We start from the raw sequence: 20,818 nt of genomic DNA on the forward strand, positions 1-20,818 counted from the left end.
ATACTAAGATGAAAGCTGTGCTTGTCAAGGAAGCTGGAGGACCAGAAGTTCTGCAGGTTGTGGAAGTTCCAAAACCGACTGTTAAAGAAGGTTGGACCTTGGTCAAGGTGCAAGGATTTGGAATCAACCATAGCGAGATTTTTACTCGTCAAGGACTATCGCCGTCCGTTCAATTTCCACGGATTTTAGGAATTGAATGTGTGGGACTTGTAGAGGAGACCAATCGTCCCGATTTGCAGGTCGGGCAGCAAGTCATCTCCATCATGGGAGAAATGGGGCGTGCTTTTGATGGTGGTTATGCTGAGTATGTTTTGCTACCAGACGAACAGGTTTATCCTGTGAGGACAGAGCTTGCTTTGGAAAGTTTAATCGCACTGCCTGAAACATACTATACAGCATTTGGCTCTTATCTCAATCTCAAAATTGAGGAGGGAGACAGAGTTCTGGTTCGAGCAGCGACTAGTGGTGTTGGGATTGCTTTTTCAAAACTTCTCAAGGGGCAATTTTCAAATGTCTATCTAGTGGGAAGTAGCCGTAGTCTGAGCAAGGAAAAACAGCTAAAAGAGGCAGGATTTGACCAGGTGATTTTGGATCAGGATGGCGTTTTGCAAACGGAAGAGCAGTTTGACAAGGTCTTGGATCTTGTCGGTCCGAGTGCTATTCTCGATACATTTGCTCGTACGGCAGATGGTGGTATTATCTGTTCTTGTGGCTTGCTGGGCGGTCAGTGGACTATTCCAGACTTTGACCCTATTGAAATGCTTTACCGCAATCTCTACTTGACTACCTTTGCTTCTGGCAATGTATCTCGAGATAAGCTACAAGCTTTGGTGGACTTTGTGGAGCGGTATCAGGTGGATGTGCGACCTGAAAAAGTATTTTCTATTGAGCAAATCCAGGACGCTCATGCTTATCTGGAAAGTAGCCAGTCTTTTGGCAAGGTTATCGTAATAAATAAGGAGAAGAAATGATTGAATATAAAAATGTAGCGCTACGCTATACAGAAAAAGATGTCTTGAGAGATGTCAACTTAAGGATTGAGAATGGAGAGTTTATGGTTTTAGTTGGGCCTTCTGGGTCCGGTAAGACGACCATGATTAAGATGATTAACCGTCTCTTGGAACCTACAGATGGCGATGTTTACATGGATGGCAAGCGCATCAAGGACTATGATGAGCGTGAACTCCGCCTTTCTACTGGTTATGTCTTACAGGCTATTGCTCTCTTTCCAAATCTAACGGTTGCAGAAAATATTGCTCTCATTCCTGAGATGAAGGGGTGGAGCAAAGCAGATATTCAGCAGAAGACCGATGAATTGCTAGACTTAGTCGGCTTACCTGCTGAAGACTATGCTCAGCGTATGCCGAGTGAGCTGTCTGGTGGTGAGCAGCAGCGGGTGGGCATTGTCCGTGCCATTATCGCCCAACCCAAAATCCTGCTGATGGATGAGCCTTTTTCAGCTCTTGATGCCATCTCGCGTAAGCAATTGCAGAGCTTGACCAAGAGTATTCATGACCAGTTTGGGATGATGACAATCTTTGTGACCCATGACACGGACGAGGCTTTAAAGTTGGGGAATAGGATTGCTGTTTTGCAGGACGGGGAGATTCGTCAAGTGGCGACACCTGAGGAAATCTTATCTGCACCTGCAACCAGCTTCGTAGCAGATTTATTTGGAGGTGTTCAACATGGCTAATTTAATTTCTACCTTTCAGGAGCGCTTTGGCGAATGGTTGGCAGCCTTAGGGCAACATCTCCAGCTATCTCTTTTGACCTTACTAGTGGCGATCTTCTTGACCATTCCACTCGCTATCTATCTCAATAGTCACAAAAAAGTAGCCAATTGGATACTGCAAATTGCAGGAATCTTTCAAACTATTCCTTCAATGGCCTTGCTGGGACTCTTTATCCCTCTTATGGGGATTGGCACACTGCCGGCACTGACTGCCCTGGTGATTTACGCTATTTTCCCAATTTTAGAAAATACTGTCACGGCTTTGAATGGGATTGATCCTAGTTTAGAAGAAGCTGGAATCGCCTTTGGGATGACCAAGTGGGAGCGACTCAAAAAGTTTGAACTGCCTCTAGCTATGCCCGTCATCGTATCAGGAATTCGGACGGCAACGGTAATGATTATCGGAACAGCGACTCTGGCAGCTCTTGTTGGAGCTGGTGGACTAGGTTCTTTTATCCTTCTTGGAATTGATCGTCGCAATGCCAGTCTGATCTTGATTGGAGCTATTTCATCTGCAGTTTTGGCTATTCTTTTCAACAGTCTCCTTAAATGGATGGAAAAGGCTAAGCTTCGGACGGTATTTACAGCTTTCGCGGTTTTAATCCTCGGCCTCGGCGCTTCTTATACGCCAAGTTTTCTACCGAAACAGGAGAAGGATCATCTGGTTATTGCTGGGAAATTGGGTCCAGAGCCAGAAATTCTTATGAATATGTATAAACTCCTCATCGAGGAAAATACGGATATGACTGTGACAGTCAAACCAAACTTTGGTAAGACTGACTTCCTTTATCAAGCACTGAAAAAAGGTGATATTGATATCTATCCTGAGTTTACAGGTACGATTACTGGAACCCTCTTGCAGCCTGCTCCAAAGGTTAGCAATGATGCTGAAGAAGTCTTTAAAGCAGCGCGTGATGGAATCAAAAAACAGGACAATCTAGTCTTGCTCAATCACATGGCTTATCAAAATACCTATGCCATTGCAGTACCTAAGAGTGTTGCTAAAGAATACAATCTTAAAACCATCTCTGATCTTAAAGCACTCCAAGATAAGCTTAAGGCAGGGTTTACCTTGGAATTTAACGACCGTGAAGATGGGAATAAGGGCTTGCAGTCTGTCTATGGACTCAATCTCAATGTGTCAACTATGGAGCCAGCCCTTCGCTATGATGCGATTCAATCAGGCGATATTCAGATTATGGAAGTCTACTCAACTGACCCTGAAATTGAGCGCTATCAACTTCAGATTTTAGAAGACGATAAACATCTTTTCCCTCCTTATCAAGGAGCGCCTCTCATGAAGGCTGAACTGCTAGAAAAACACCCTGAATTGGAAGGTGTTCTCAATAAACTAGCTGGTAAAATTACGGAAAGTCAGATGAGTCAGATGAATTATCAAGTTGGCATTGAAGGTAAAAAGGCCGAAGACGTTGCGCGTGACTATCTGGTCAAGGAAGGACTTTTAAAAAAATAAGAAATAAAAGTTAGACTCCTAAGGTCTAGCTTTTTTGCTTATTTTAGAATAGATAGACTGCAGATTGAAGAAGATACATCAGCAATCTTCATCCATTTTTGGTATAATAAAGTATCAATTAATGGAGGTGTTCCGATGGCATCTAGTCAAGAATATTTGGATTTTATTCTGAAGCAGCTGCAGGGCTTAGGACAAGAAATCAGTTTTCGCAAGATGATGGGAGAGTATTTGCTCTATTATCGAGGTCGCTTATTCGGCGGGATTTATGACAATCGCTTGCTGCTCAAGCCAGTCCAGCCTGCTCTGACTCTCTTAGAGAATCCAGTTTATGAACTCCCTTATCCAGGTGCAGAGCCAATGGTTCATATAGAAGAAGTAGAAGATGCTTCCTTTCTCTGTAGTTTGATTGAGGCTGTCTATCCTGTCTTGCCAGCGGCTAAAAAGAATAAATAGTCTTTCTGTTCTAATGGATATTTCTAAAATTTTCCGTTGTAATAGACATTTTTAAAATTTTCCTTTATAATGGACTTAGAGGAGGTTTGGTCAGCTATGCTTTATATTGCTCTTATTGGAGATTTGATCGAATCCAAACAGCTAAAAAACCGCAAGCAGGCGCAGCAAGAGTTGCAGGAATTGATGGCAGTCTTGAACCAGGATTATCGGGATTATCTGGTGTCGCCTTTTACAGTAACGACTGGAGACGAGTTTCAGGCTTTGCTGCGGCCTAATCCTGAGATCATGCGGCTCATTGATCAGATTGCCTTAGGCTTTCCTCACCCGATTCGCTTTGGTCTTGGTCTGGGTGAGATTGTGACGGATATCAATCGCGAGCAAAGTATTGGCTCGGACGGTCCAGCCTACTGGAGGGCACGCGCAGCTATCAACGCAGTCCACGAAAAAAATGATTATGGCAGCAGTCGCATCGCTGTATCCTTAGGAGATGAAGAGCTCAGTCAGGCGGTCAATACGGTGTTGGCGGCTGCGTCCTTTATCCAGAGCAAGTGGAATGCTAGCCAGAGAGAGGTGCTCGAGCGGATGCTCACAGAATACATCTATGATGAGAATTTTTCTCACGGGGAAATAGCAGAGCTGCTGCAGATTAGTCCCAGTGCGCTTAGTAAGAGGCTCAAGTCATCTGGTTTAAAGGTTTATCTGAGAAATCGCCGTTTAGCTATGAAAATGATTTTACAGGCAGCAAAGGAGGCTGAACAATGACAAATTTTATGGGATTTTCAGAATTTTTCATGCAGAATCCGATTCTTGTATTGACTTTGCTGGCCCATGTGCTAGCTGATTTTCAGCTTCAAAGTCAGAAAATGGCCGACCTAAAAAGCCGGCGGTTGAATTTTTTGATTCTCCATTTGGGAATCGTTCTACTGCCCTTGTTGTTCTTTGTGCTCATCTTACCTAAATATCTGCTATTTTTCGCCTTGGTATGGCTTAGTCATGCGCTTATTGACTTCTTGAAGAATAGGTTGAATTCTTTGATTGTCCGGCATCGTGCTCAAAAGTCAGCCTTTTTACTGGATCAGATCTTGCATTTGATTAGTATTTTTGCTCTTTATTTTCTCTTAGGGCAGCAGCAAATTCCAGCTCCTAATTGGCTGACTGACCGCTACCTCATGCTGCAGGCTCTCTTTTTCTTCGCCCTTACTGGTAAGCCGATTAATATCCTATTTAAACTCTTCTTCAGCAAGTATCAGGCAGGAGAAGACAGTGGGGAGACTATTGCTGGGGCTGGTGCCATGATTGGGATTTTGGAGCGCTTGATTATGGGACTCTCCCTTATTTTCGGGCAGTTTACTGCCATTGGGTTAGTTTTTACAGCTAAGTCTATCGCTCGCTATAATAAAATTTCTGAAAGCCAATCCTTTGCAGAATACTATTTGATTGGCTCACTCTTTAGCATGATCAGCGTTTTACTGACTTATGGCTTGCTTTATTGGTAATAAAAACCGAGGCTGGGATAGCATTCCCAGTCTTTACTTTAATTCATATTTTCTATAAAGAAAGGAGAAGGCACATGACCAAAAAACTAGAAGATATGTCTTTAGAAGAATTATGGCAGCTATTCCCGATTTTCTTAGAGGAGCACAATAAGGACTGGGAAACTTGGTATAAGGAGGAAAGCAGAAGAATAGTAAATTTTTTGCCAGCAAATCAGTTGTATAAAATGCATCATATTGGCTCCACATCTATTGAGGGGATATGGGCTAAGCCGATTATTGATATTCTTTTAGAAATTCCTCGAAGTGAAGATATGGGTAGCATCCAGAGAAAATTGCTGGAGTATGGCTACCTGCTTATGTCAGAGTCAGAAGGCCGCATGTCTTTTAATAAGGGCTATACACTGCAAGGTTTTGCTGAACGCGTTTTTCACTTGCATTTGCGCTACTATGGAGACCATGATGAACTCTATTTCCGAGACTATCTGAAAGCTCATCCAGATGTCGCTAAGGACTACGAGAAGTTAAAATTAACCTTATGGAAAAAGTACGAGTACAATCGAGATGCATACACAGAAGCTAAAACTGATTTCATCAGACTGTACACACAAAAAGCTAAAAAGCTTTATAAGAGAAGGTATGACGATAAAATTGAATAGCATGATAGTTCTCGGTGCGATGATTGTCTATTCAATTTAATACGAATAAAAATAAATTTAATACGATTTAATACATATTAAATTCTCGTTAATTCTTTTTAAATAGAACATCGTCTTCTTTAGTTGTTTAATGTTATAATACTAATCTATACAGGATAGGAGGTGGAAAATGAGAAAACGGTCTATCATAGCACTATCATCTTTTCTGTTCATTGCTCTTGTTAGCTTATTTCTAATCTACAATCGGCAAACCAAAGATTTAAATAGTAGAGACTATATTCAGTCAAGCACACCAACCTTGTTTTTCCACGGTTATGGCTCAAGTGCTAATGCTGAAAAGCATATGGTAGAGGCCGCCAGACAAGCTGGAGTTACTCAAACCATCATCACAGCCACAGTTGACAGTCATGCTCAAGTAACTCTTAAAGGTGATATTCCGAAAAATGCTGTTAATCCAATTGTCATGGTTGAGTTCAAAGACAATCGAAATGCCAACTATGCTCAGGATGGAGAGTATGCGGCAGCAGTTGTTAGAGAGTTGCAAGCAAGGTATGGCTTTAAAAAGATGAATTTTGTTGCACATTCTATGGGAAATATGTCTATTTTATTTTACCTATTGGAGCACGCTCAAAATGAAGAACTTCCACAACTACAAAAGCAGGTAAATATCGCCAATCATGTCAATGGTTTGGAGGGTATGGATCTGCCAGCTAATTTGACCATTCTAGATAACCATACAGGGCAGCCTAGCGCCATGAGTGATAGCTATCAAAAACTTCTGGGCTTGCGCGAAATTTATCCGCAAGATCAAGTGGATGTTCTCAATATCTATGGAGATTTTAAAAATGAATCGGATGGTTCCGTCTTAAACGTTTCTTCTCGCAGCCTCAAGTATCTTGTAATTGACAATGCCAAGTCCTATCAGGAAAAAAGAGTGACTGGCCCTCTAGCTCAGCATAGCCAGCTGCATGAAAATCCAGAAGTAGATAGGTTATTGATTAACTTTCTTTGGGCCAAATGATTTTAAGAAATGTAGGCTATTCTTTGTCTATAAGAAAACTTTAAGCATTTTATACTATTTTGTTCTATGGAAAGTTTTCCTTTCCTAATTTAGTATGACAGCGCAATCCGCTGATTATAATCGAAGCTTCTCTAAAACCTTATTGTTTAGAGATAGATTGAGGAGTAAAATGAAATTTAAGAAAACATTACTAACGGCAGGAGCTTTTCTAGCTACGCTCTTTACCGTATCCACAGCAACGGCTGACACAAACGTCCAAAAAGTCATTGACGAAACCTATGTTCAGCCTGAGTATGTCTTGGGCTATTCCTTGGATGACAGTCAAAAAGAGCAAACGCTTCAGCTCTTAGGCTACAATGCATCGAGTGATTCTAAACCTCTGAAGACAATGACACCTGATGTCTATTCAAAGATTATGAATGTGGCAAATGATCCTAGTTTACAGCTATATTCTTCTGTTAAGATTAAGAAGTTGGGTAACAAGAAACCACTTCAAGTTAAGATTGTTACGCCGCAAAACATCACCAAGGTTACAGAGGATATGTATCGCAATGCGGCAGTCACCTTGGGCGTACAGCATGCAGAAATCACAGTAGCAGCACCTATCCCTGTAACTGGAGAAAGCGCTCTAGCTGGTATTTATTACTCGCTAGAGGAAAATGGAGCAAGCGTTCCTCAGGAAAATAAAGATTTGGCTCAGGAAGAATTAGCCGCACTTTCAAATATCAATGCTGAGAACCAGGGCAAGGAAGGTTACGATGCTGATAAATTGAATGTGGCTCTGACAGATATTAAAACAGCTGTTGCCAATGCTAAAAAGAATAACAGCAACTTGACAGAAGCTGATGTCCGTAAAATCGTTGAAGAAACACTGAAAAACTACGGCCTCAGCAGTTCAGTCACAGCTGATCAAATCAATCTGATTATTAACTTTGCTGTCAATCTTTCAAATAGCGGGGTCATCACAAATTCTGATTTCACAAAGACGCTCACCGACTTGAAAAACAGTATTGTTTCAAAGGCCGGTGACACATTCAATAATATCAATCTTAACTTTGATGCAAACGGACTTCTTGAAGATGGCGGTAATTTCTTTAGTAATATCTGGAATGCAATCGTCAATTTCTTTAAGGGCCTGTTTGGCGGTTAATTCCAAGACTATGTAAAACAAGGCTAGGACATTTTAGTCCTAGCCTTGTTTTATGTCTAGTTTCAATTTATATATTATAGCACTTTAAACAAAACAATAAAGCATTATAATATCATTTAATATATATATACGAAGATGTTTATGCCAAAAATTGACAACTGACTTTATTTCTGATAAACTCATAAAAAATAAAGTCAGTTGAGGAGTAAATGATGAAGCATAATGTTTTTTTGAGTTATCCAAAACCTTTTTTAAGTAATCAAGAAAAGTTTATTGAAAAAATTCGTAAGCATCTTAAAGAAAGAAACTTTGAACCCTGTACTCTTGGAGTGACTGATTACAATATGGATGCACCATTAAAAGCAATCAAGGAGATTATGGAGAATTCTAACGGAGTTGTCACTGTAGCATTCCGTAGAAACAAGATTAAAGAAGGCGTTGGAAAACCTGATAGTGATTTAAATCAGGATTCTTACGACCTAGACAATTCTTGGCTTACTAGTCCCTATTGTCAGATTGAACCTGCGATGGGATATCAATTAGGTTTGCCTATTATAATTTTTAGAGAGAAAGGTGTTCTTGCGGAGGGGATTCTAGAAAAAGGAGTTTTAGGAATTTTTATGCCAGAATTTGATTTATCAGGGGATATAGATGAATATTTTTCCAGCGCTGAATGGAAACAACTAATAGAGCATTGGGAGAGACAAGTTAAGGAATTCATAGATTCTAAGTCAAAACATTAAGCAAAGTATTTTTATTAAAATTAAACCCAGCTATCTTTTTAGAAATTTCTACTGAGATAGCTGGGTTTTTATTCATATTTTTATTCCCACTCACTAAAAGCCAGATACTGACTATTTAGAATAGTTGATTTGATAGTGATTGATAATACAATCAATAAGTTTTATTCGTTGTTATTTGAGTATGTTGTTGTTAAATTGTTGTTATCTTTTTGCCAAGGCCATTTAAATTTTCTCTGTGCCTTTCTGAACTTTTCAAATGCTATAACTTCATCAGCAAATACTTTTGCTTCAGTAAGTAAAGCGTCTAAAATGATTTCTTCATCTTTGTCAAGTTTGTTTTTGATAGTTAGTCTATTTTTGACTGCTAGTGTATCTGTGGACTCATCTAACAATTCAAGAACTATTGTAGCTTTTAAAGCGTAGATCTCTTGTTCGCTAAAATTCTTCAAATTGTTTAAGTCATATTTAGATATATCAAATATAATCCTGTCTCCAAAATTGACTTGTCTTCCCAATAGTTCATCAGTGGAAGTATCAAGTATTTTTGATAGTTTTACTATATTTTCTAGATTAGGCTCATTCTTTCCAGTCTCCCAATCACTATAAGAATTCTGTTTTATACCAATTTGTTCTGCTAATTCTTTTTGAGTTAGCTTTTTTTCTTTTCTAAGAGCTTTAAGTTTATCAGTAAAAAAAGTCATGCAAAACCTCCAATCGTAAAAAACGATATTTTTGTTGACAAATATCGTAAAACACGTTAAAATTATTTTATCGTATAAAGCGATAATCAAATTATACCAAACTATTCTGATATTTGGCAAGTAGAAGAGAGGGAAATGCCTATGATTGTATAAAAAAGTCTTTGAAAAGCAGAACTCTTCAAAGACTTATCAGAAATAACCATCTAAATTATATAACAATTTTTAAGAAAGATAAAGGTAAAAACTAATGGCAAGTAACAAAATGAAATTAACAAGCGAACTCTCGCTTAAAGAAATGGCTCTTGATAGTTCTCAATTCTATATCCCTAAAAAAGTAAAAGTAGATTTTTCACAAGCTCGTCCAAAAAACAAGTACAAAGACGGCAAGGCAACTGATATCGTAGAGGGTTATATGCTTAGTGGTATTGATGAACGGACAGCTCAAGCAGTAGAACAAGGTTTAATTGATATGGAGGACGTCAAGACAATCACGATTGAAGTATTAGGTAGTTTTGATGAGATTGAGGGAGCTATGGCAGGTGCTCAATTAGCTTTTGTAGAGTTACTAGATACTCGTGTCATGGCTCAATGGGTTGATGGTCGTAATCCAGGTTACAAGGGCTTGAAATTGGTTGCCAGTGGCTTGAAATTGCTGTAACAACTAAAAATACGTAAAAAGCAGGGTTAGGTGTAGGGTTAGGTCGGGAAAGGCGTAGCCCCGACCGTACAACCCGTCTACACCGCCCAACCCGAATTTTTACGTATTTTAGTGGAAGAATATTCATAGTTTCTTTGCTCAAGAGTTTTTTGGCATAGTATATTTCCATATATCCAAAACCTATGCGCGGGCACCATTCTAGGACTTGACGATAGAATGGTGCAAAATAAGGAAAATCCTTGATTTGGAAGCCTTTCTCCGTGGGACATCGGAACGGTCCAGCGTACGCGGTAGGGAAGAAAAACAGCAAAAAATCTTGGATTTATACTTGGATATATACTTGGATATATTCTCGAAAAAAGGGAGTATATATCCAAATTTAGAGAATATTTATTCAAAAAAATAGAAAAAAATACAGAATATCTTGATACAGGATGGAGAATAGATGACAAAAAGAATTAGAAACAGACGATTTTTAATTGAACAACAACTCAAATCTCAATTTTGGGATTGGCCTATTCAAGATAAACAATTACTTGATGACTGGGAAAATAATAAGACACAAATTTTTAGAACTATATTTGACAGGGTGAGAACTTTAGTAGAGGATGATGAATTTGTAGAATTTGCCATAATTGTGCATGATAAAGATGTATCTTATGGGACTAAATTAGTAGAACCTCACGTACACGCTTATATTGACTTTCCCAAATTGATGGATTTATCAAAAGTAGCTAGTGCTTTAGGCTTGGAACGTGAACGGATTGAAACCCCAAAATCAAAAGGAGGTCGAGCTTACACACGTATTAACGCTTTAGCATATCTTATCCATGCTAAAGATAAGGATAAATACCAGTATTCTATCAGTAATGTAGAAACCTTTGCAACACTTGATTATGAGACTTTTATCAACCAAAACAAAGAAGATTTTGAGAAATATGCCGCAACAAGAAAGCGTGAGAAATCGGATGAAAGTCTAGATATGGTGCTAGATAAGGTTTATAAAGGCGAGCTGACATATTTTGACATTATGAAAGACGATAATCTGTATTATCTGATGGCAAATAATCGTCAAAAATTCCTAGAAGGTTTTGATATTTTTGGAGAACGTGAAAGTGTATTACGATTAGAAGCCTTGCAAAATGGCGAATATGATTTGACAGTTCTCTATATTCAGGGGAAACCGGGTATTGGGAAATCAACTCTTGCTCGAGATATTGCATTAGAGGTGCAATCAGCTTTGGACAATGCTGGTTTGAAAGGTAGCTCTTATTCAGCTAGTTCCAAAAATCCCTTTGATAATTATGCTGGAGAAGAAATTTTAATTTTAGATGATTTGCGAGAAGATAGCTTATCAGCAACGGATTGGTTGAAACTGTTTGACCCCGTGAACTCTGCAAGAATGTCAGCACGTTATCGTAACAAGTTAGTAGTTCCTCGATTAGTGATTATGTCAGCTTATATGTCTCCCAAACAATTTTTTGGAAAAATTGAGACAGAAGATATCAACCAATATTTGCGTCGAGTAAATTATTCTTCTGAAATTGCAAGAAAGCATGGTATGGAGGAACGTTTTTATAGTGTATCAGAAGTAAGAGAAAACAAAGCTAATGGTCACTATCAGCGTTCTGATGGTACGAGTGTTGTCTTGAATTTTGACTATGAGGATTTATTCTCAGTTCAAGATAAAGGAGCATTTATAACAAAATTACTGGATGAGTATATCTATCCTAGAATTTTACCAAAAAAGATAAGGGATGTGACAAATGACTAAAAAGATAATTGTAATAACAAAATGTCGAGATTATGGCCAAGAAGAACCTGTAGAAGTTATTGTTAAGTCTAGAGTTTTGAAATATCTTCCTGATATATATGTTTTTTTAAGGGATAAAGCTCGGTATTATGAAATAAAAAAAATGATGCAGTCGGCAAACCGCATCACATATAAAAACAACTAGTTATATTATAACATGAAAAGGAGAAAAACGCTATGTTTGTAGTGAAAAGTGATTTGATGAAATTAGGCTTCAGTAGTTGGCAAGCCATGATGTTAGTTAAGCAAGCTAAGGCAAAATTGGCTAGTCAAGGGCTAACATGGTATGAAAGCAAAGGGCTTGGTCGTGTTCCGTTAGAAACCGTTGAGGAAATTTTAGGCGTAAAAATTGATGAAGCCGATTTGATTGACAAGGAAATAGCAGAACATGCCTAAAATTTCTAGCATTTATCCTATGCCAAATGGTACGTATAGAGCAGCTGTTTCACTTGGGTTTGATATTCAGACTGGCAAAAGAATACAAGAGTTTAAAAATGGATTTAAAACGCAAAGAGAAGCGCAAGAATGGCGTTTACGTATGCTTGCTGATTTTGGTAAAGGTTCTATAACTGTTAATAGCACAATGACATTCAAAAAGTTTCTTGATGATTATTTTATACCAGACTATAAAAGTCAAGTTAGAAAACGTACTTTTGATATGGTAAAATCCAAGTTTAAAAGGCTTGCATATTTTGATAATATGAAGCTATCAGATATTCTTGCTCCTCATGTTAAGCAGTGGCAAAATGCAATGTTCATTGAGGGGTTATCTAATAATTATATTCGCTCTGTTCATCAAATATTACAACAGGTTTTTGATTTAGCTGTCAGATTGGGTATGTTATCAAGTAATGTTGCAAAAACAGTTGGGAACGTAAAGAAAGAACGCCCAAAAGTTGATTTTTGGACGGTTGAGGAATTTCAACTCTTTATCAGTACGTTTGATAAGTCTAATATCTATGAGTTATTGTATTTTACTACTTTTTGGTTTTTCTTCATGACTGGAGTTAGGACAAGCGAATTACAAGCTATTGAGTGGTCGAAGATTGATTTTGAAAAAAGAACAGCCTTAATAGACTGCTCGATGTATTATAAAAATCAGAAAGAGTGGTATCTTACTGATACCAAATCTATCTCTGGTGTTAGGTTATTGTATCTTGATGATGATACCTTGGAAAATTTGAGATATTGGAAAAAAGCGCAATCCCAAATGGGAGAATGTAAGTTGGTGTTTTCAATTGCGGATAGTCCATTGGTAAAATCAACTCTTAAGCGTGTTTTAAAAACTCACAGTGATTATGCAAAAGTTAAATCAATTCGTATTCATGATTTGAGACACTCCCATGCAAGTTTTATGCTTGCTCTGGGTATGAATGACTTGGAAATGCAAAATCGTCTAGGTCACGCAGATATAAAGACTACACTAGCCACTTACTCCCATCTCCGTCCAAATGCAATGAAAGAAGTAGCAACTAGAATGACTGGAAAAGTGGTGGTTAGCGATAATAATATCAGAAAGAGTAAATTTAACGGTAATCAGCATACTAAAAAGCTTCAATCAAAAGTTTTTTCTGACTAGCGAAGTCTGTCTGATCAAACTTTTGATTCCTACGGTAAACTATTGAAGTTTAGCGTATTATTCGTTATAATTCATATATTGGGGGCTATCATGGAAGACGATACATTTCAAAATCTTATAGAAAAACATTCAACTTATGGTGGTAGATTAGAAGATATATTTGATGATGGAGAGTACATGACTGATAAAGAATACTTTGAAAGTTATGAATATGTAGAAACAACTCCTGGAGGATATGAAATATGGCGCTTAAAACCACATATTCAAGAACAACTTATAGATGAATACGGTTTGAAAAAATGATTAAGAATTTTTTGCTGTTAAAATGTTGTTAAAGCAAAATAAAAAGCCTTAGAAATATTGATTTCTAGGGCTTTTTAACTTATTAACTCTATTCCCACTCCACAGTTGCAGGTGGTTTGCTGGTAATATCGTAGACGATGCGGTTAACATGGTCAACTTCATTGACGATACGGACAGAGATCTTTTGCAGAACTTCCCAAGGGATCTTGGCAAAGTCAGCTGTCATGCCATCGATAGAAGTGATGGCACGAATGGCAATTGTGTAGTCGTAAGTCCGGCCATCGCCCATAACACCGACTGAACGAACGCCAGTGTTGACAGTGAAGTATTGCCAGATGTCGCGGTCAAGACCAGCCTTGGCAATTTCTTCACGGAGAATAGCGTCTGATTCGCGGACGGTTTCCAATTTCTCCTCTGTAATTTCACCCATGACACGGATAGCAAGGCCAGGACCTGGGAATGGCTGACGCCAGACAATTTCATCAGGCATGCCAAGCTCTGTACCCAAAGCGCGCACTTCATCCTTGTAGAGTGTATTCAGTGGTTCAATCAGCTCAAACTGCATATCTTCTGGCAGACCGCCAACATTATGGTGAGACTTGATCGTTTGAGCAGTGTCAGTACCAGATTCGATAACGTCAGTATAAAGTGTACCTTGAGCCAAGAATTTCACATCTTTCAGTTTGCTGGCTTCATCGTCAAAGACATAGACAAACTCGTTTCCGATGATTTTACGTTTTTGCTCTGGATCAGATACACCAGCAAGTTTATCAAGGAAACGCTTCGCTGCGTCCGCTTTAACGATATTAAGGCCGAACTTGCCACCCAGCATATCCATGACCTGATCTGCTTCGCCTTTACGCAAAAGACCGTGATCTACAAAGATACAGATCAATTGATCGCCGATAGCTTTCTGCAAGAGGACACCTACAACAGAAGAGTCAACACCACCTGACAGGCCGAGCAGGACACGTTTTTCGCCGACTGTTTCACGAATTTTTTGAATCTGCATATCGATGAAGTTATCCATAGACCAGTCGCCCTTAGCACCACAGATATTGAGAGCAAAATTGCGCAGAATATCATAACCAAATTCTGAATGACGAACCTCAGGGTGGAACTGGATTCCGTAGATTTTCTTGTCAGGATTTTCAATAGATGCAAAAGGACAATCTGCAGATGTACCCGTACGGACAAAGTCTGCAGGAATCTCTGTCACCGCATCACCGTGGCTCATCAGGACAAGCTGCTCATCTGGTGTACCTTCAAAAAGAGGAGAAGTAGCACGTGTCAGTTTGGATTGACCATATTCACGATTGCCGGCATCACCTGCTGGCAATACTTTCCCACCCAATTTATGAGTCAAAAGCTGCATACCGTAGCAAATCCCCAAAATTGGAATCCCCAACTCAAAAATCTCTGGGTCAATATCAAATGAACCTTCTTCATAAACTGAGTTAGGTCCACCGGAAAGGATAATCCCAATAGGACGGATAGCACGAACTTCATCCGCTGTAATCTTGTGGCTCTTGAGTTCAGAAAATACACCAATTTCACGGATACGACGTGAAATCAGCTGGTTGTACTGGCTGCCGTAATCAAGCACGATGATTTTTTCAACATCTTGCAATTCAGTTGTAGTTGTCATCTTTTCCCTTTCTTAAAAGAAGTAATCTTTTCCCCTCATTTTATCACAAAAATCGGATTTTTCCAAGGTAATGGGACCAGCTGCAAGTAAAATAACTGAGAAATTAAAACATCTGTTCTAAAAAATGATAATCAAATAGGATTTCCCTACATTGATTGATATTTAGTTTGACTTTTAAACTAATTGATAATACAATAAATGTATAAAAAAGCTGCTTAAAATCAGAAAAGAGGACCATGGATGTTACCTGCTTATGTGAAAATACATGATCAAATAAAAAAAGATATTGACGAGGGTATTTGGGAGATTGGCGAGCGTTTACCAAGTGAACGTGATCTTGCTGAAACTTTCGAGGTCAGCAGAATGACCCTACGCCAAGCTATTACGCTTCTGGTGGAGGAAGGGGTGCTAGAGCGGCGAGTCGGCAGCGGGACTTATGTCGCAAGTACACGCGTTCAGGAAAAGATGCGTGGAACGACTAGCTTTACAGAAATTATGAAGTCTCAAGGAAAAATACCGTCCAGCCAGCTGATTTCCTACCGTCGGACACTGCCTAGCGAGCGAGAAGTCGAAAAGCTGGGCATTCATAAGACAGAGAACATCATCCGTATGGAACGGGTTCGCTACGCTGACGATATCCCCGTAGTCTATGAGGTCGCCTCGATCCCAGAGAAATTTATAAAAAATTTCAAAAAAGAAGAAGTGACCAGCCATTTCTTTCAAACTTTACAAGAGCACGGCTATAAAATTGGCAAGTCCCAACAGACCATTTACGCCCGTTTGGCCAAGGAAAAAATTGCTAAATACTTGGGAATCCCCCGTGGTCATGCCATTTTAGGCTTGACACAAGTTTCTTATTTTGATGATGGAACGGCCTTTGAGTACGTAAAAAGCCAGTATGTCGGCGAACGCTTTGAATTTTATTTAGAAAACAAATAATTACATAATTTAAACTATGTTGCTCAAAAAAACTGTCAATCGGCAGTTTTTTATAATTCTCTATTTTCAAACATACCGAAAGAGTGGAGTTTAAAGGGATTATTTGGTATAATATTCTTTATGGAAATTGAAAAAACAAATCGAATGAACGCTCTGTTTGAGTTTTATGCGGCTTTGCTGACCGACAAACAGATGAACTATATTGAGCTTTACTATGCGGACGACTACAGCCTTGCTGAGATTGCCGAGGAGTTTAATGTGAGCCGCCAAGCTGTCTATGACAATATCAAGCGGACTGAGAAAATTCTGGAAGACTACGAAATGAAACTGCACATGTACTCTGACTATATCGTTCGAAGTCAGATTTTCGATCAGATTATGGAGAAATACCCTGATGATCCCTATTTGCAGGAGCAGCTTGCGGTTTTGTCCAGCATTGATAACCGAGAATAGATCGGATAGAAACCTGTCCATTTTCATCATTTGATAATTAAGAGGAGAAATATTTTATGGCTTTTGAAAATTTAACCGAACGCTTACAGAACGTCTTTAAGAACCTACGCAGAAAGGGCAAAATTTCTGAGAGTGATATTCAGGAAGCGACCAAGGAGATTCGTCTTGCTCTCTTGGAGGCTGACGTTGCCCTGCCTGTTGTTAAAGATTTTATTAAAAAGATTCGTGAGCGGGCTATTGGACACGAAGTTATTGACACGCTCAATCCAGCTCAACAAATCATCAAAATCGTAGATGAAGAGCTAACAGCAATTCTGGGTTCTGACACTGCCGAGATTATCAAGTCACCAAAGATTCCGACTATTATCATGATGGTCGGTTTGCAAGGGGCTGGTAAAACAACCTTTGCAGGTAAATTGGCCAACAAACTCAAGAAAGAAGAAAATGCTCGTCCTTTGATGATTGCGGCGGATATCTACCGTCCAGCGGCTATTGATCAGCTGAAAACACTGGGCCAACAGATTGATGTGCCAGTCTTTGCCTTGGGGACCGAGTTTCCAGCAGTGGAGATTGTCCGTCAAGGTTTGGAGCAAGCCAAGGCTAATCACAATGACTATGTCTTGATTGATACGGCTGGTCGCCTACAAATTGACGAGAAACTCATGCAGGAGCTGGCTGATGTCAAGGCTTTAGCACAGCCAAATGAAATTCTGCTGGTTGTCGATGCTATGATCGGTCAGGAAGCAGCAAATGTAGCCCGTGAATTTAACAATCAACTCGAAGTGACCGGGGTTATCCTGACCAAGATTGATGGGGATACCCGTGGTGGTGCAGCTCTGTCAGTCCGTCAGATTACTGGCAAACCCATCAAGTTCACTGGTACCGGTGAAAAGATTACTGATATCGAAACCTTCCACCCAGACCGTATGTCTGGCCGTATCCTCGGTATGGGGGATATGCTGACCCTGATTGAAAAGGCCGCTCAAGAGTACGATGAGAAGAAATCTCTTGAAATGGCTGAAAAAATGCGGGAAAACACCTTTGATTTCAACGATTTCATCGACCAGCTGGACCAAGTGCAGAACATGGGGCCTATGGAAGAATTGCTCAAGATGCTGCCTGGTATGGCCAATAATCCTGCTCTTAAAAACATCAAAGTGGATGAAAAAGAAATTGCCCGTAAGCGTGCTATCGTATCTTCTATGACACCAGCAGAGCGGGAAAATCCAGATCTGCTTAACCCAAGCCGTCGTCGTCGGATTGCAGCTGGTTCTGGTAATAGCTTTGTCGAAGTAAATAAGTTTATCAAAGACTTTAACCAAGCTAAACAGATGATGCAGGGCGTCCTATCTGGAGATATGAACAAAATGATGAAACAGATGGGGCTCAATCCTAACAATCTGCCTAAAAATATGCCGGGTGGCATGCCGGATATGTCAGCTTTAGAAGGCATGATGGGCCAAGGCGGTATGCCTGATTTATCTGCTTTAGGCGGAGCAGGTATGCCAGATATGAGTCAACTTTTTGGCGGTGGCCTCAAAGGTAAAGCAGGAGAATTCCTCATGCGCCGCAGCATGAATAAAATGGCCAAGCAAATGAAGAAAAACAAGAAAAAACGGAAGTAATCGCAAACAAGTTACATAATTTAGTTTATGTAGCTTGTTTTGTACACTTAGGAAAAAAGAAATGAAAAAGTTTATTAAGTATCTAATTCGGCTTTATAACGACATACAAGCGAAGCTCACTTCCCATCCCATCAGCCATCTGCCCTTTAGCAAAGTTGATATTCAGCCAATTATCATGATTCCGGGCAGTTCAGCAACAGAGAATCGTTTTAACAAAATGGTTAGAAAGCTCAATCACGGCCAGCATCCTCACCATAGTCTCATTCGTATCAAAGTCTGGAATGACGGCCACATGACTTATCGTGGGCATTTGAAGCGAAAGGACAGAACCCCCATTTTTGTGGTTGGTTTTCAGAATAATTGCGATGGTTACAAAAATATCAAGAAGCAGGCTGCTATGTTCAACGCTGCCATAACTGTTTTACGAGAGAAATATGCTTTTACCAGCTTTAAAGGGTTGGGGCATTCTAATGGAGGTCTAATTTATACAGTATTCCTACAGCAATACCTAGCAGACCATTCTGGGTTGGGGGTGGAAAAGCTCCTGACTATTGGTAGTCCTTACAATCTGAATAAGAAAAATCTCAATCATCGAGTCCCAATGCTAGACGACTTTGTAGCCAACCAAGGAAAACTGCCTAAGAAGCTGCAGCATTTATCGATTTTAGGAATATTTTTCCGAGATGGCGATGGCATCGTTCATAGAAGCAGTGTAGAAGCTGGGAGCCTGATTTACAAAGGCAAAATTGCTTCATACAGAGAGGCTATCGTCATAGGCAAGGCTGCCCATCATTCCTCTCTGCCGCAAAATGATCAAGTCATTGGTTTAATTAGGGAGTTTTTGTTCTAATAATTATATTACATAATTTTATTTTGGTAAAAAATTTAGAAAGACAATAAAACAATGAAAATGACAGACATTCTTCATAGGTATTATGGTGACTTTGATCTGATAAAAGAAAAATGGAATGAAGACTATGAAGGCATTTTGATTAAGCCGAAGGATAATCAAGAATACAAAAGATGCCGTTTGGCAAAGAAAACACCTAAAAAAGAAGGCTACTTTACAGTATTTTGGAAAAAAGACCAAGACAACAAGAATATCCCTTATACAGATGAAGACTTGGGTGATGAACTGGTTATTGTCGTTATTGACGACCGTCATTGCGGTATATTTATCATTCCCAAAGAGGTGGCTATCAGTAAAAAAATTCTTTCTACAAAGGATTGTAAAGGAAAGATGGCCATGCGGTTTTATCCGTCCTGGTGCAGCAATTTAAATAAAGCAGCTCGGGCAACACAAAAATGGCAACTGGATTATTTTCAAAAATTTGAATTAAAGAAATAAGTTTTAGGTAAAACAAGACAGAGTTTAGTTTCTTAATTCTGTCTTGTTTTAATTATCTGTTTTGTAGTAAAGTTAGATTTCTTAAAACCAAAAATTTATGTACAATTGACTAAACTAGAGCTAAACCATTGATACAACTGAATTAGAAGCATAAAGTACATTCTTTAAAAAGTGTACTTTATTTTTGTTTTGTACATTATTATGGAGTGGTATTTTGTATGTTTTCTAGTACATCACATCATCTGATTTAAGGAATTGATTTGTACATTTTTTACTCTAGTAACAGTAGAAGGAGTGGTGGTTCAATTGTACATTTTAAAATTATAAAATAGTTTATTGATAATGTTCTAAGGACTAATTCCATAAAAAAAGGTATCTAAATTTTTACAGTAGATACCTTTTTAAGTTAAATTTTTTCAATTTATTTAATCAAGATAATTTATCACCAATCTCTACTTCCCACCATTCTTTTAACGGAGTTTTACTGATATATGCTTCTTGGAATAATTGATATAAATTTGAATAAGTTTTATCGTTTTTTAAGGCAAAGATAACATTATCTATAATTAAAGGTATAATCATATTGTCTTCAGCCCATTGACCTTGATAGTAGTATGGGGTTATTTTTTGTTGTCTGAAGTGTATCTCGGTATTTTTATCTAAGCTGTGGGCTAAAAATGCACAAAAGACTTTTCTATCTGGATGTTTTATTTTGTATTCTCCAAGGTGCCTACTAACAGGTTCCATTTCAGCCCTTCTTTGATTAGTATCTTTGTTTAAGGTGACTTCAAGAATAAAATCATGATCTGGAATTTTTTTATAATCTCTATACTTAAAAATTAAATCGGACTGTCCACCTGAAGCATGAGTTTTAGGCAAAAAGTCAGCATCTAATTTTAAATTCATTGAGTTTAGTGGTTGTATTTCTTTTTCCGAAATATAATACCAAGCAATTGCAGTAATATATTCAAAAGTAGTAGGGATACTAGCATCTTTAGAAACAACAGATTGTATTTCTTTTAC

At 38.8% G+C, this 20,818-nt stretch carries 23 protein-coding genes; 20 read left to right on the forward strand and 3 right to left on the reverse strand.

Features of this window, described 5'->3' with window-relative positions:
• The first annotated feature begins 8 nt into the window (after positions 1 to 8).
• The 10 genes from D8793_RS08490 to D8793_RS08535 all read left to right on the forward strand — a co-directional run bounded on the left by D8793_RS08490 (position 9) and on the right by D8793_RS08535 (position 8,728).
• A complete protein-coding gene (locus D8793_RS08490; protein WP_125371458.1) occupies positions 9 to 971 on the forward strand; it encodes a zinc-binding dehydrogenase in 963 nt (320 codons plus the stop codon).
• Positions 968 to 1,696: an ATP-binding cassette domain-containing protein gene (locus tag D8793_RS08495; RefSeq protein ID WP_125371459.1), complete on the forward strand. Its 729-nt coding sequence runs from the start codon at positions 968 to 970 to the stop codon at positions 1,694 to 1,696. The genes D8793_RS08490 and D8793_RS08495 overlap by 4 nt, the downstream gene beginning before the upstream one ends.
• On the forward strand, positions 1,689 to 3,209 hold the full coding sequence (locus D8793_RS08500) for an ABC transporter permease/substrate-binding protein (RefSeq protein ID WP_125371460.1): 1,521 nt from the start codon (positions 1,689 to 1,691) through the stop codon (positions 3,207 to 3,209). The genes D8793_RS08495 and D8793_RS08500 overlap by 8 nt, the downstream gene beginning before the upstream one ends.
• Positions 3,210 to 3,344: 135 nt before the next feature.
• Positions 3,345 to 3,662: a TfoX/Sxy family protein gene (locus D8793_RS08505; RefSeq protein ID WP_125371461.1), complete on the forward strand. Its 318-nt coding sequence runs from the start codon at positions 3,345 to 3,347 to the stop codon at positions 3,660 to 3,662.
• 96 nt (positions 3,663 to 3,758) lie between these two features.
• A complete protein-coding gene (locus tag D8793_RS08510) occupies positions 3,759 to 4,424 on the forward strand; it encodes a SatD family protein (RefSeq protein WP_125371462.1) in 666 nt (221 codons plus the stop codon).
• The gene (locus D8793_RS08515; RefSeq protein WP_125371463.1) at positions 4,421 to 5,158 is read left to right on the forward strand and encodes a DUF3307 domain-containing protein; all 738 of its coding nucleotides are present in this window, start codon (positions 4,421 to 4,423) and stop codon (positions 5,156 to 5,158) included. Before D8793_RS08510 ends, D8793_RS08515 begins: the two co-directional genes overlap by 4 nt.
• Before the next feature lie 74 nt (positions 5,159 to 5,232).
• Positions 5,233 to 5,814, forward strand: a complete 582-nt coding sequence (locus D8793_RS08520) for a GrpB family protein (protein ID WP_125371464.1) — start codon at positions 5,233 to 5,235, stop codon at positions 5,812 to 5,814.
• Positions 5,815 to 5,983: 169 nt separating this feature from the next.
• On the forward strand, positions 5,984 to 6,835 hold the full coding sequence (locus tag D8793_RS08525) for an alpha/beta hydrolase (protein WP_125371465.1): 852 nt from the start codon (positions 5,984 to 5,986) through the stop codon (positions 6,833 to 6,835).
• A 169-nt stretch (positions 6,836 to 7,004) separates the two neighbouring features.
• The gene (locus tag D8793_RS08530; RefSeq protein WP_125371466.1) at positions 7,005 to 7,985 is read left to right on the forward strand and encodes a DUF1002 domain-containing protein; all 981 of its coding nucleotides are present in this window, start codon (positions 7,005 to 7,007) and stop codon (positions 7,983 to 7,985) included.
• Between the two features lie 209 nt (positions 7,986 to 8,194).
• A complete protein-coding gene (locus tag D8793_RS08535) occupies positions 8,195 to 8,728 on the forward strand; it encodes a hypothetical protein (RefSeq protein ID WP_260471259.1) in 534 nt (177 codons plus the stop codon).
• Positions 8,729 to 8,889: 161 nt separating this feature from the next.
• Here D8793_RS08535 and relB read toward each other — a convergent pair whose 3' ends face one another.
• Positions 8,890 to 9,429, reverse strand: a complete 540-nt coding sequence (gene relB / locus D8793_RS08540) for a type II toxin-antitoxin system RelB family anti-toxin (protein WP_125371468.1) — start codon at positions 9,427 to 9,429, stop codon at positions 8,890 to 8,892.
• Positions 9,430 to 9,691: 262 nt separating this feature from the next.
• Here relB and D8793_RS08545 point away from each other — a divergent pair, with 262 nt between their 5' ends.
• The 5 genes from D8793_RS08545 to D8793_RS08570 all read left to right on the forward strand — a co-directional run bounded on the left by D8793_RS08545 (position 9,692) and on the right by D8793_RS08570 (position 13,782).
• Complete coding sequence (locus D8793_RS08545) at positions 9,692 to 10,087, forward strand: hypothetical protein (RefSeq protein WP_260471113.1); 396 nt, start codon at positions 9,692 to 9,694, stop codon at positions 10,085 to 10,087.
• A gap of 445 nt (positions 10,088 to 10,532) precedes the next feature.
• Positions 10,533 to 11,861, forward strand: coding sequence for a Rep family protein (locus tag D8793_RS08550; protein WP_125371470.1), 1,329 nt, complete (start codon positions 10,533 to 10,535; stop codon positions 11,859 to 11,861).
• 216 nt (positions 11,862 to 12,077) lie between these two features.
• Complete coding sequence (locus D8793_RS08560) at positions 12,078 to 12,296, forward strand: DUF3173 family protein (RefSeq protein ID WP_125371471.1); 219 nt, start codon at positions 12,078 to 12,080, stop codon at positions 12,294 to 12,296.
• The gene (locus tag D8793_RS08565) at positions 12,289 to 13,479 is read left to right on the forward strand and encodes a site-specific integrase (protein ID WP_125371472.1); all 1,191 of its coding nucleotides are present in this window, start codon (positions 12,289 to 12,291) and stop codon (positions 13,477 to 13,479) included. Before D8793_RS08560 ends, D8793_RS08565 begins: the two co-directional genes overlap by 8 nt.
• Positions 13,480 to 13,569: 90 nt before the next feature.
• A complete protein-coding gene (locus D8793_RS08570) occupies positions 13,570 to 13,782 on the forward strand; it encodes a hypothetical protein (RefSeq protein ID WP_125371473.1) in 213 nt (70 codons plus the stop codon).
• Between the two features lie 88 nt (positions 13,783 to 13,870).
• Here D8793_RS08570 and guaA read toward each other — a convergent pair whose 3' ends face one another.
• On the reverse strand, positions 13,871 to 15,430 hold the full coding sequence (gene guaA / locus D8793_RS08575) for a glutamine-hydrolyzing GMP synthase (protein ID WP_125371474.1): 1,560 nt from the start codon (positions 15,428 to 15,430) through the stop codon (positions 13,871 to 13,873).
• A gap of 240 nt (positions 15,431 to 15,670) precedes the next feature.
• Between guaA and D8793_RS08580 the strand changes: the two genes are divergently transcribed.
• The 5 genes from D8793_RS08580 to D8793_RS08600 all read left to right on the forward strand — a co-directional run bounded on the left by D8793_RS08580 (position 15,671) and on the right by D8793_RS08600 (position 19,795).
• Entirely contained in the window at positions 15,671 to 16,369 is a 699-nt protein-coding gene (locus tag D8793_RS08580) for a GntR family transcriptional regulator (protein WP_045497347.1), read from the forward strand.
• A 120-nt stretch (positions 16,370 to 16,489) separates the two neighbouring features.
• Complete coding sequence (locus D8793_RS08585) at positions 16,490 to 16,822, forward strand: putative DNA-binding protein (RefSeq protein ID WP_005590307.1); 333 nt, start codon at positions 16,490 to 16,492, stop codon at positions 16,820 to 16,822.
• A gap of 56 nt (positions 16,823 to 16,878) precedes the next feature.
• Positions 16,879 to 18,447 (forward strand): signal recognition particle protein, encoded by a 1,569-nt coding sequence (ffh, locus tag D8793_RS08590; RefSeq protein ID WP_125371475.1) that lies wholly within the window; start codon positions 16,879 to 16,881, stop codon positions 18,445 to 18,447.
• Positions 18,448 to 18,508: 61 nt separating this feature from the next.
• A complete protein-coding gene (locus D8793_RS08595; protein WP_125371476.1) occupies positions 18,509 to 19,297 on the forward strand; it encodes an alpha/beta hydrolase in 789 nt (262 codons plus the stop codon).
• 54 nt (positions 19,298 to 19,351) lie between these two features.
• On the forward strand, positions 19,352 to 19,795 hold the full coding sequence (locus tag D8793_RS08600; RefSeq protein WP_125371477.1) for a MepB family protein: 444 nt from the start codon (positions 19,352 to 19,354) through the stop codon (positions 19,793 to 19,795).
• A 429-nt stretch (positions 19,796 to 20,224) separates the two neighbouring features.
• Here the strand turns inward: D8793_RS08600 and D8793_RS08605 are convergent.
• Positions 20,225 to 20,818, reverse strand: a 594-nt coding sequence (locus D8793_RS08605; RefSeq protein ID WP_125386901.1) for an AlwI family type II restriction endonuclease, incomplete at its 5' end; no start/stop codon positions are given.

This window comes from Streptococcus cristatus (assembly GCF_003943465.1).
Lineage (GTDB): Bacteria > Bacillota > Bacilli > Lactobacillales > Streptococcaceae > Streptococcus > Streptococcus cristatus_C.

Bases quoted from the DNA above. Each gene is read 5' to 3' on its own strand.
- D8793_RS08490 (WP_125371458.1), top strand. From the start codon at position 9: ATGAAAGCTGTGCTTGTCAAGGAAGCTGGAGGACCAGAAGTTCTGCAG.
- D8793_RS08495 (WP_125371459.1), top strand. From the start codon at position 968: ATGATTGAATATAAAAATGTAGCGCTACGCTATACAGAAAAAGATGTC.
- D8793_RS08500 (WP_125371460.1), top strand. From the start codon at position 1,689: ATGGCTAATTTAATTTCTACCTTTCAGGAGCGCTTTGGCGAATGGTTG.
- D8793_RS08505 (WP_125371461.1), top strand. From the start codon at position 3,345: ATGGCATCTAGTCAAGAATATTTGGATTTTATTCTGAAGCAGCTGCAG.
- D8793_RS08510 (WP_125371462.1), top strand. From the start codon at position 3,759: ATGCTTTATATTGCTCTTATTGGAGATTTGATCGAATCCAAACAGCTA.
- D8793_RS08515 (WP_125371463.1), top strand. From the start codon at position 4,421: ATGACAAATTTTATGGGATTTTCAGAATTTTTCATGCAGAATCCGATT.
- D8793_RS08520 (WP_125371464.1), top strand. From the start codon at position 5,233: ATGACCAAAAAACTAGAAGATATGTCTTTAGAAGAATTATGGCAGCTA.
- D8793_RS08525 (WP_125371465.1), top strand. From the start codon at position 5,984: ATGAGAAAACGGTCTATCATAGCACTATCATCTTTTCTGTTCATTGCT.
- D8793_RS08530 (WP_125371466.1), top strand. From the start codon at position 7,005: ATGAAATTTAAGAAAACATTACTAACGGCAGGAGCTTTTCTAGCTACG.
- D8793_RS08535 (WP_260471259.1), top strand. From the start codon at position 8,195: ATGATGAAGCATAATGTTTTTTTGAGTTATCCAAAACCTTTTTTAAGT.
- relB (WP_125371468.1), bottom strand. From the start codon at position 9,429: ATGACTTTTTTTACTGATAAACTTAAAGCTCTTAGAAAAGAAAAAAAG.
- D8793_RS08545 (WP_260471113.1), top strand. From the start codon at position 9,692: ATGAAATTAACAAGCGAACTCTCGCTTAAAGAAATGGCTCTTGATAGT.
- D8793_RS08550 (WP_125371470.1), top strand. From the start codon at position 10,533: ATGACAAAAAGAATTAGAAACAGACGATTTTTAATTGAACAACAACTC.
- D8793_RS08560 (WP_125371471.1), top strand. From the start codon at position 12,078: ATGTTTGTAGTGAAAAGTGATTTGATGAAATTAGGCTTCAGTAGTTGG.
- D8793_RS08565 (WP_125371472.1), top strand. From the start codon at position 12,289: ATGCCTAAAATTTCTAGCATTTATCCTATGCCAAATGGTACGTATAGA.
- D8793_RS08570 (WP_125371473.1), top strand. From the start codon at position 13,570: ATGGAAGACGATACATTTCAAAATCTTATAGAAAAACATTCAACTTAT.
- guaA (WP_125371474.1), bottom strand. From the start codon at position 15,430: ATGACAACTACAACTGAATTGCAAGATGTTGAAAAAATCATCGTGCTT.
- D8793_RS08580 (WP_045497347.1), top strand. From the start codon at position 15,671: ATGTTACCTGCTTATGTGAAAATACATGATCAAATAAAAAAAGATATT.
- D8793_RS08585 (WP_005590307.1), top strand. From the start codon at position 16,490: ATGGAAATTGAAAAAACAAATCGAATGAACGCTCTGTTTGAGTTTTAT.
- ffh (WP_125371475.1), top strand. From the start codon at position 16,879: ATGGCTTTTGAAAATTTAACCGAACGCTTACAGAACGTCTTTAAGAAC.
- D8793_RS08595 (WP_125371476.1), top strand. From the start codon at position 18,509: ATGAAAAAGTTTATTAAGTATCTAATTCGGCTTTATAACGACATACAA.
- D8793_RS08600 (WP_125371477.1), top strand. From the start codon at position 19,352: ATGAAAATGACAGACATTCTTCATAGGTATTATGGTGACTTTGATCTG.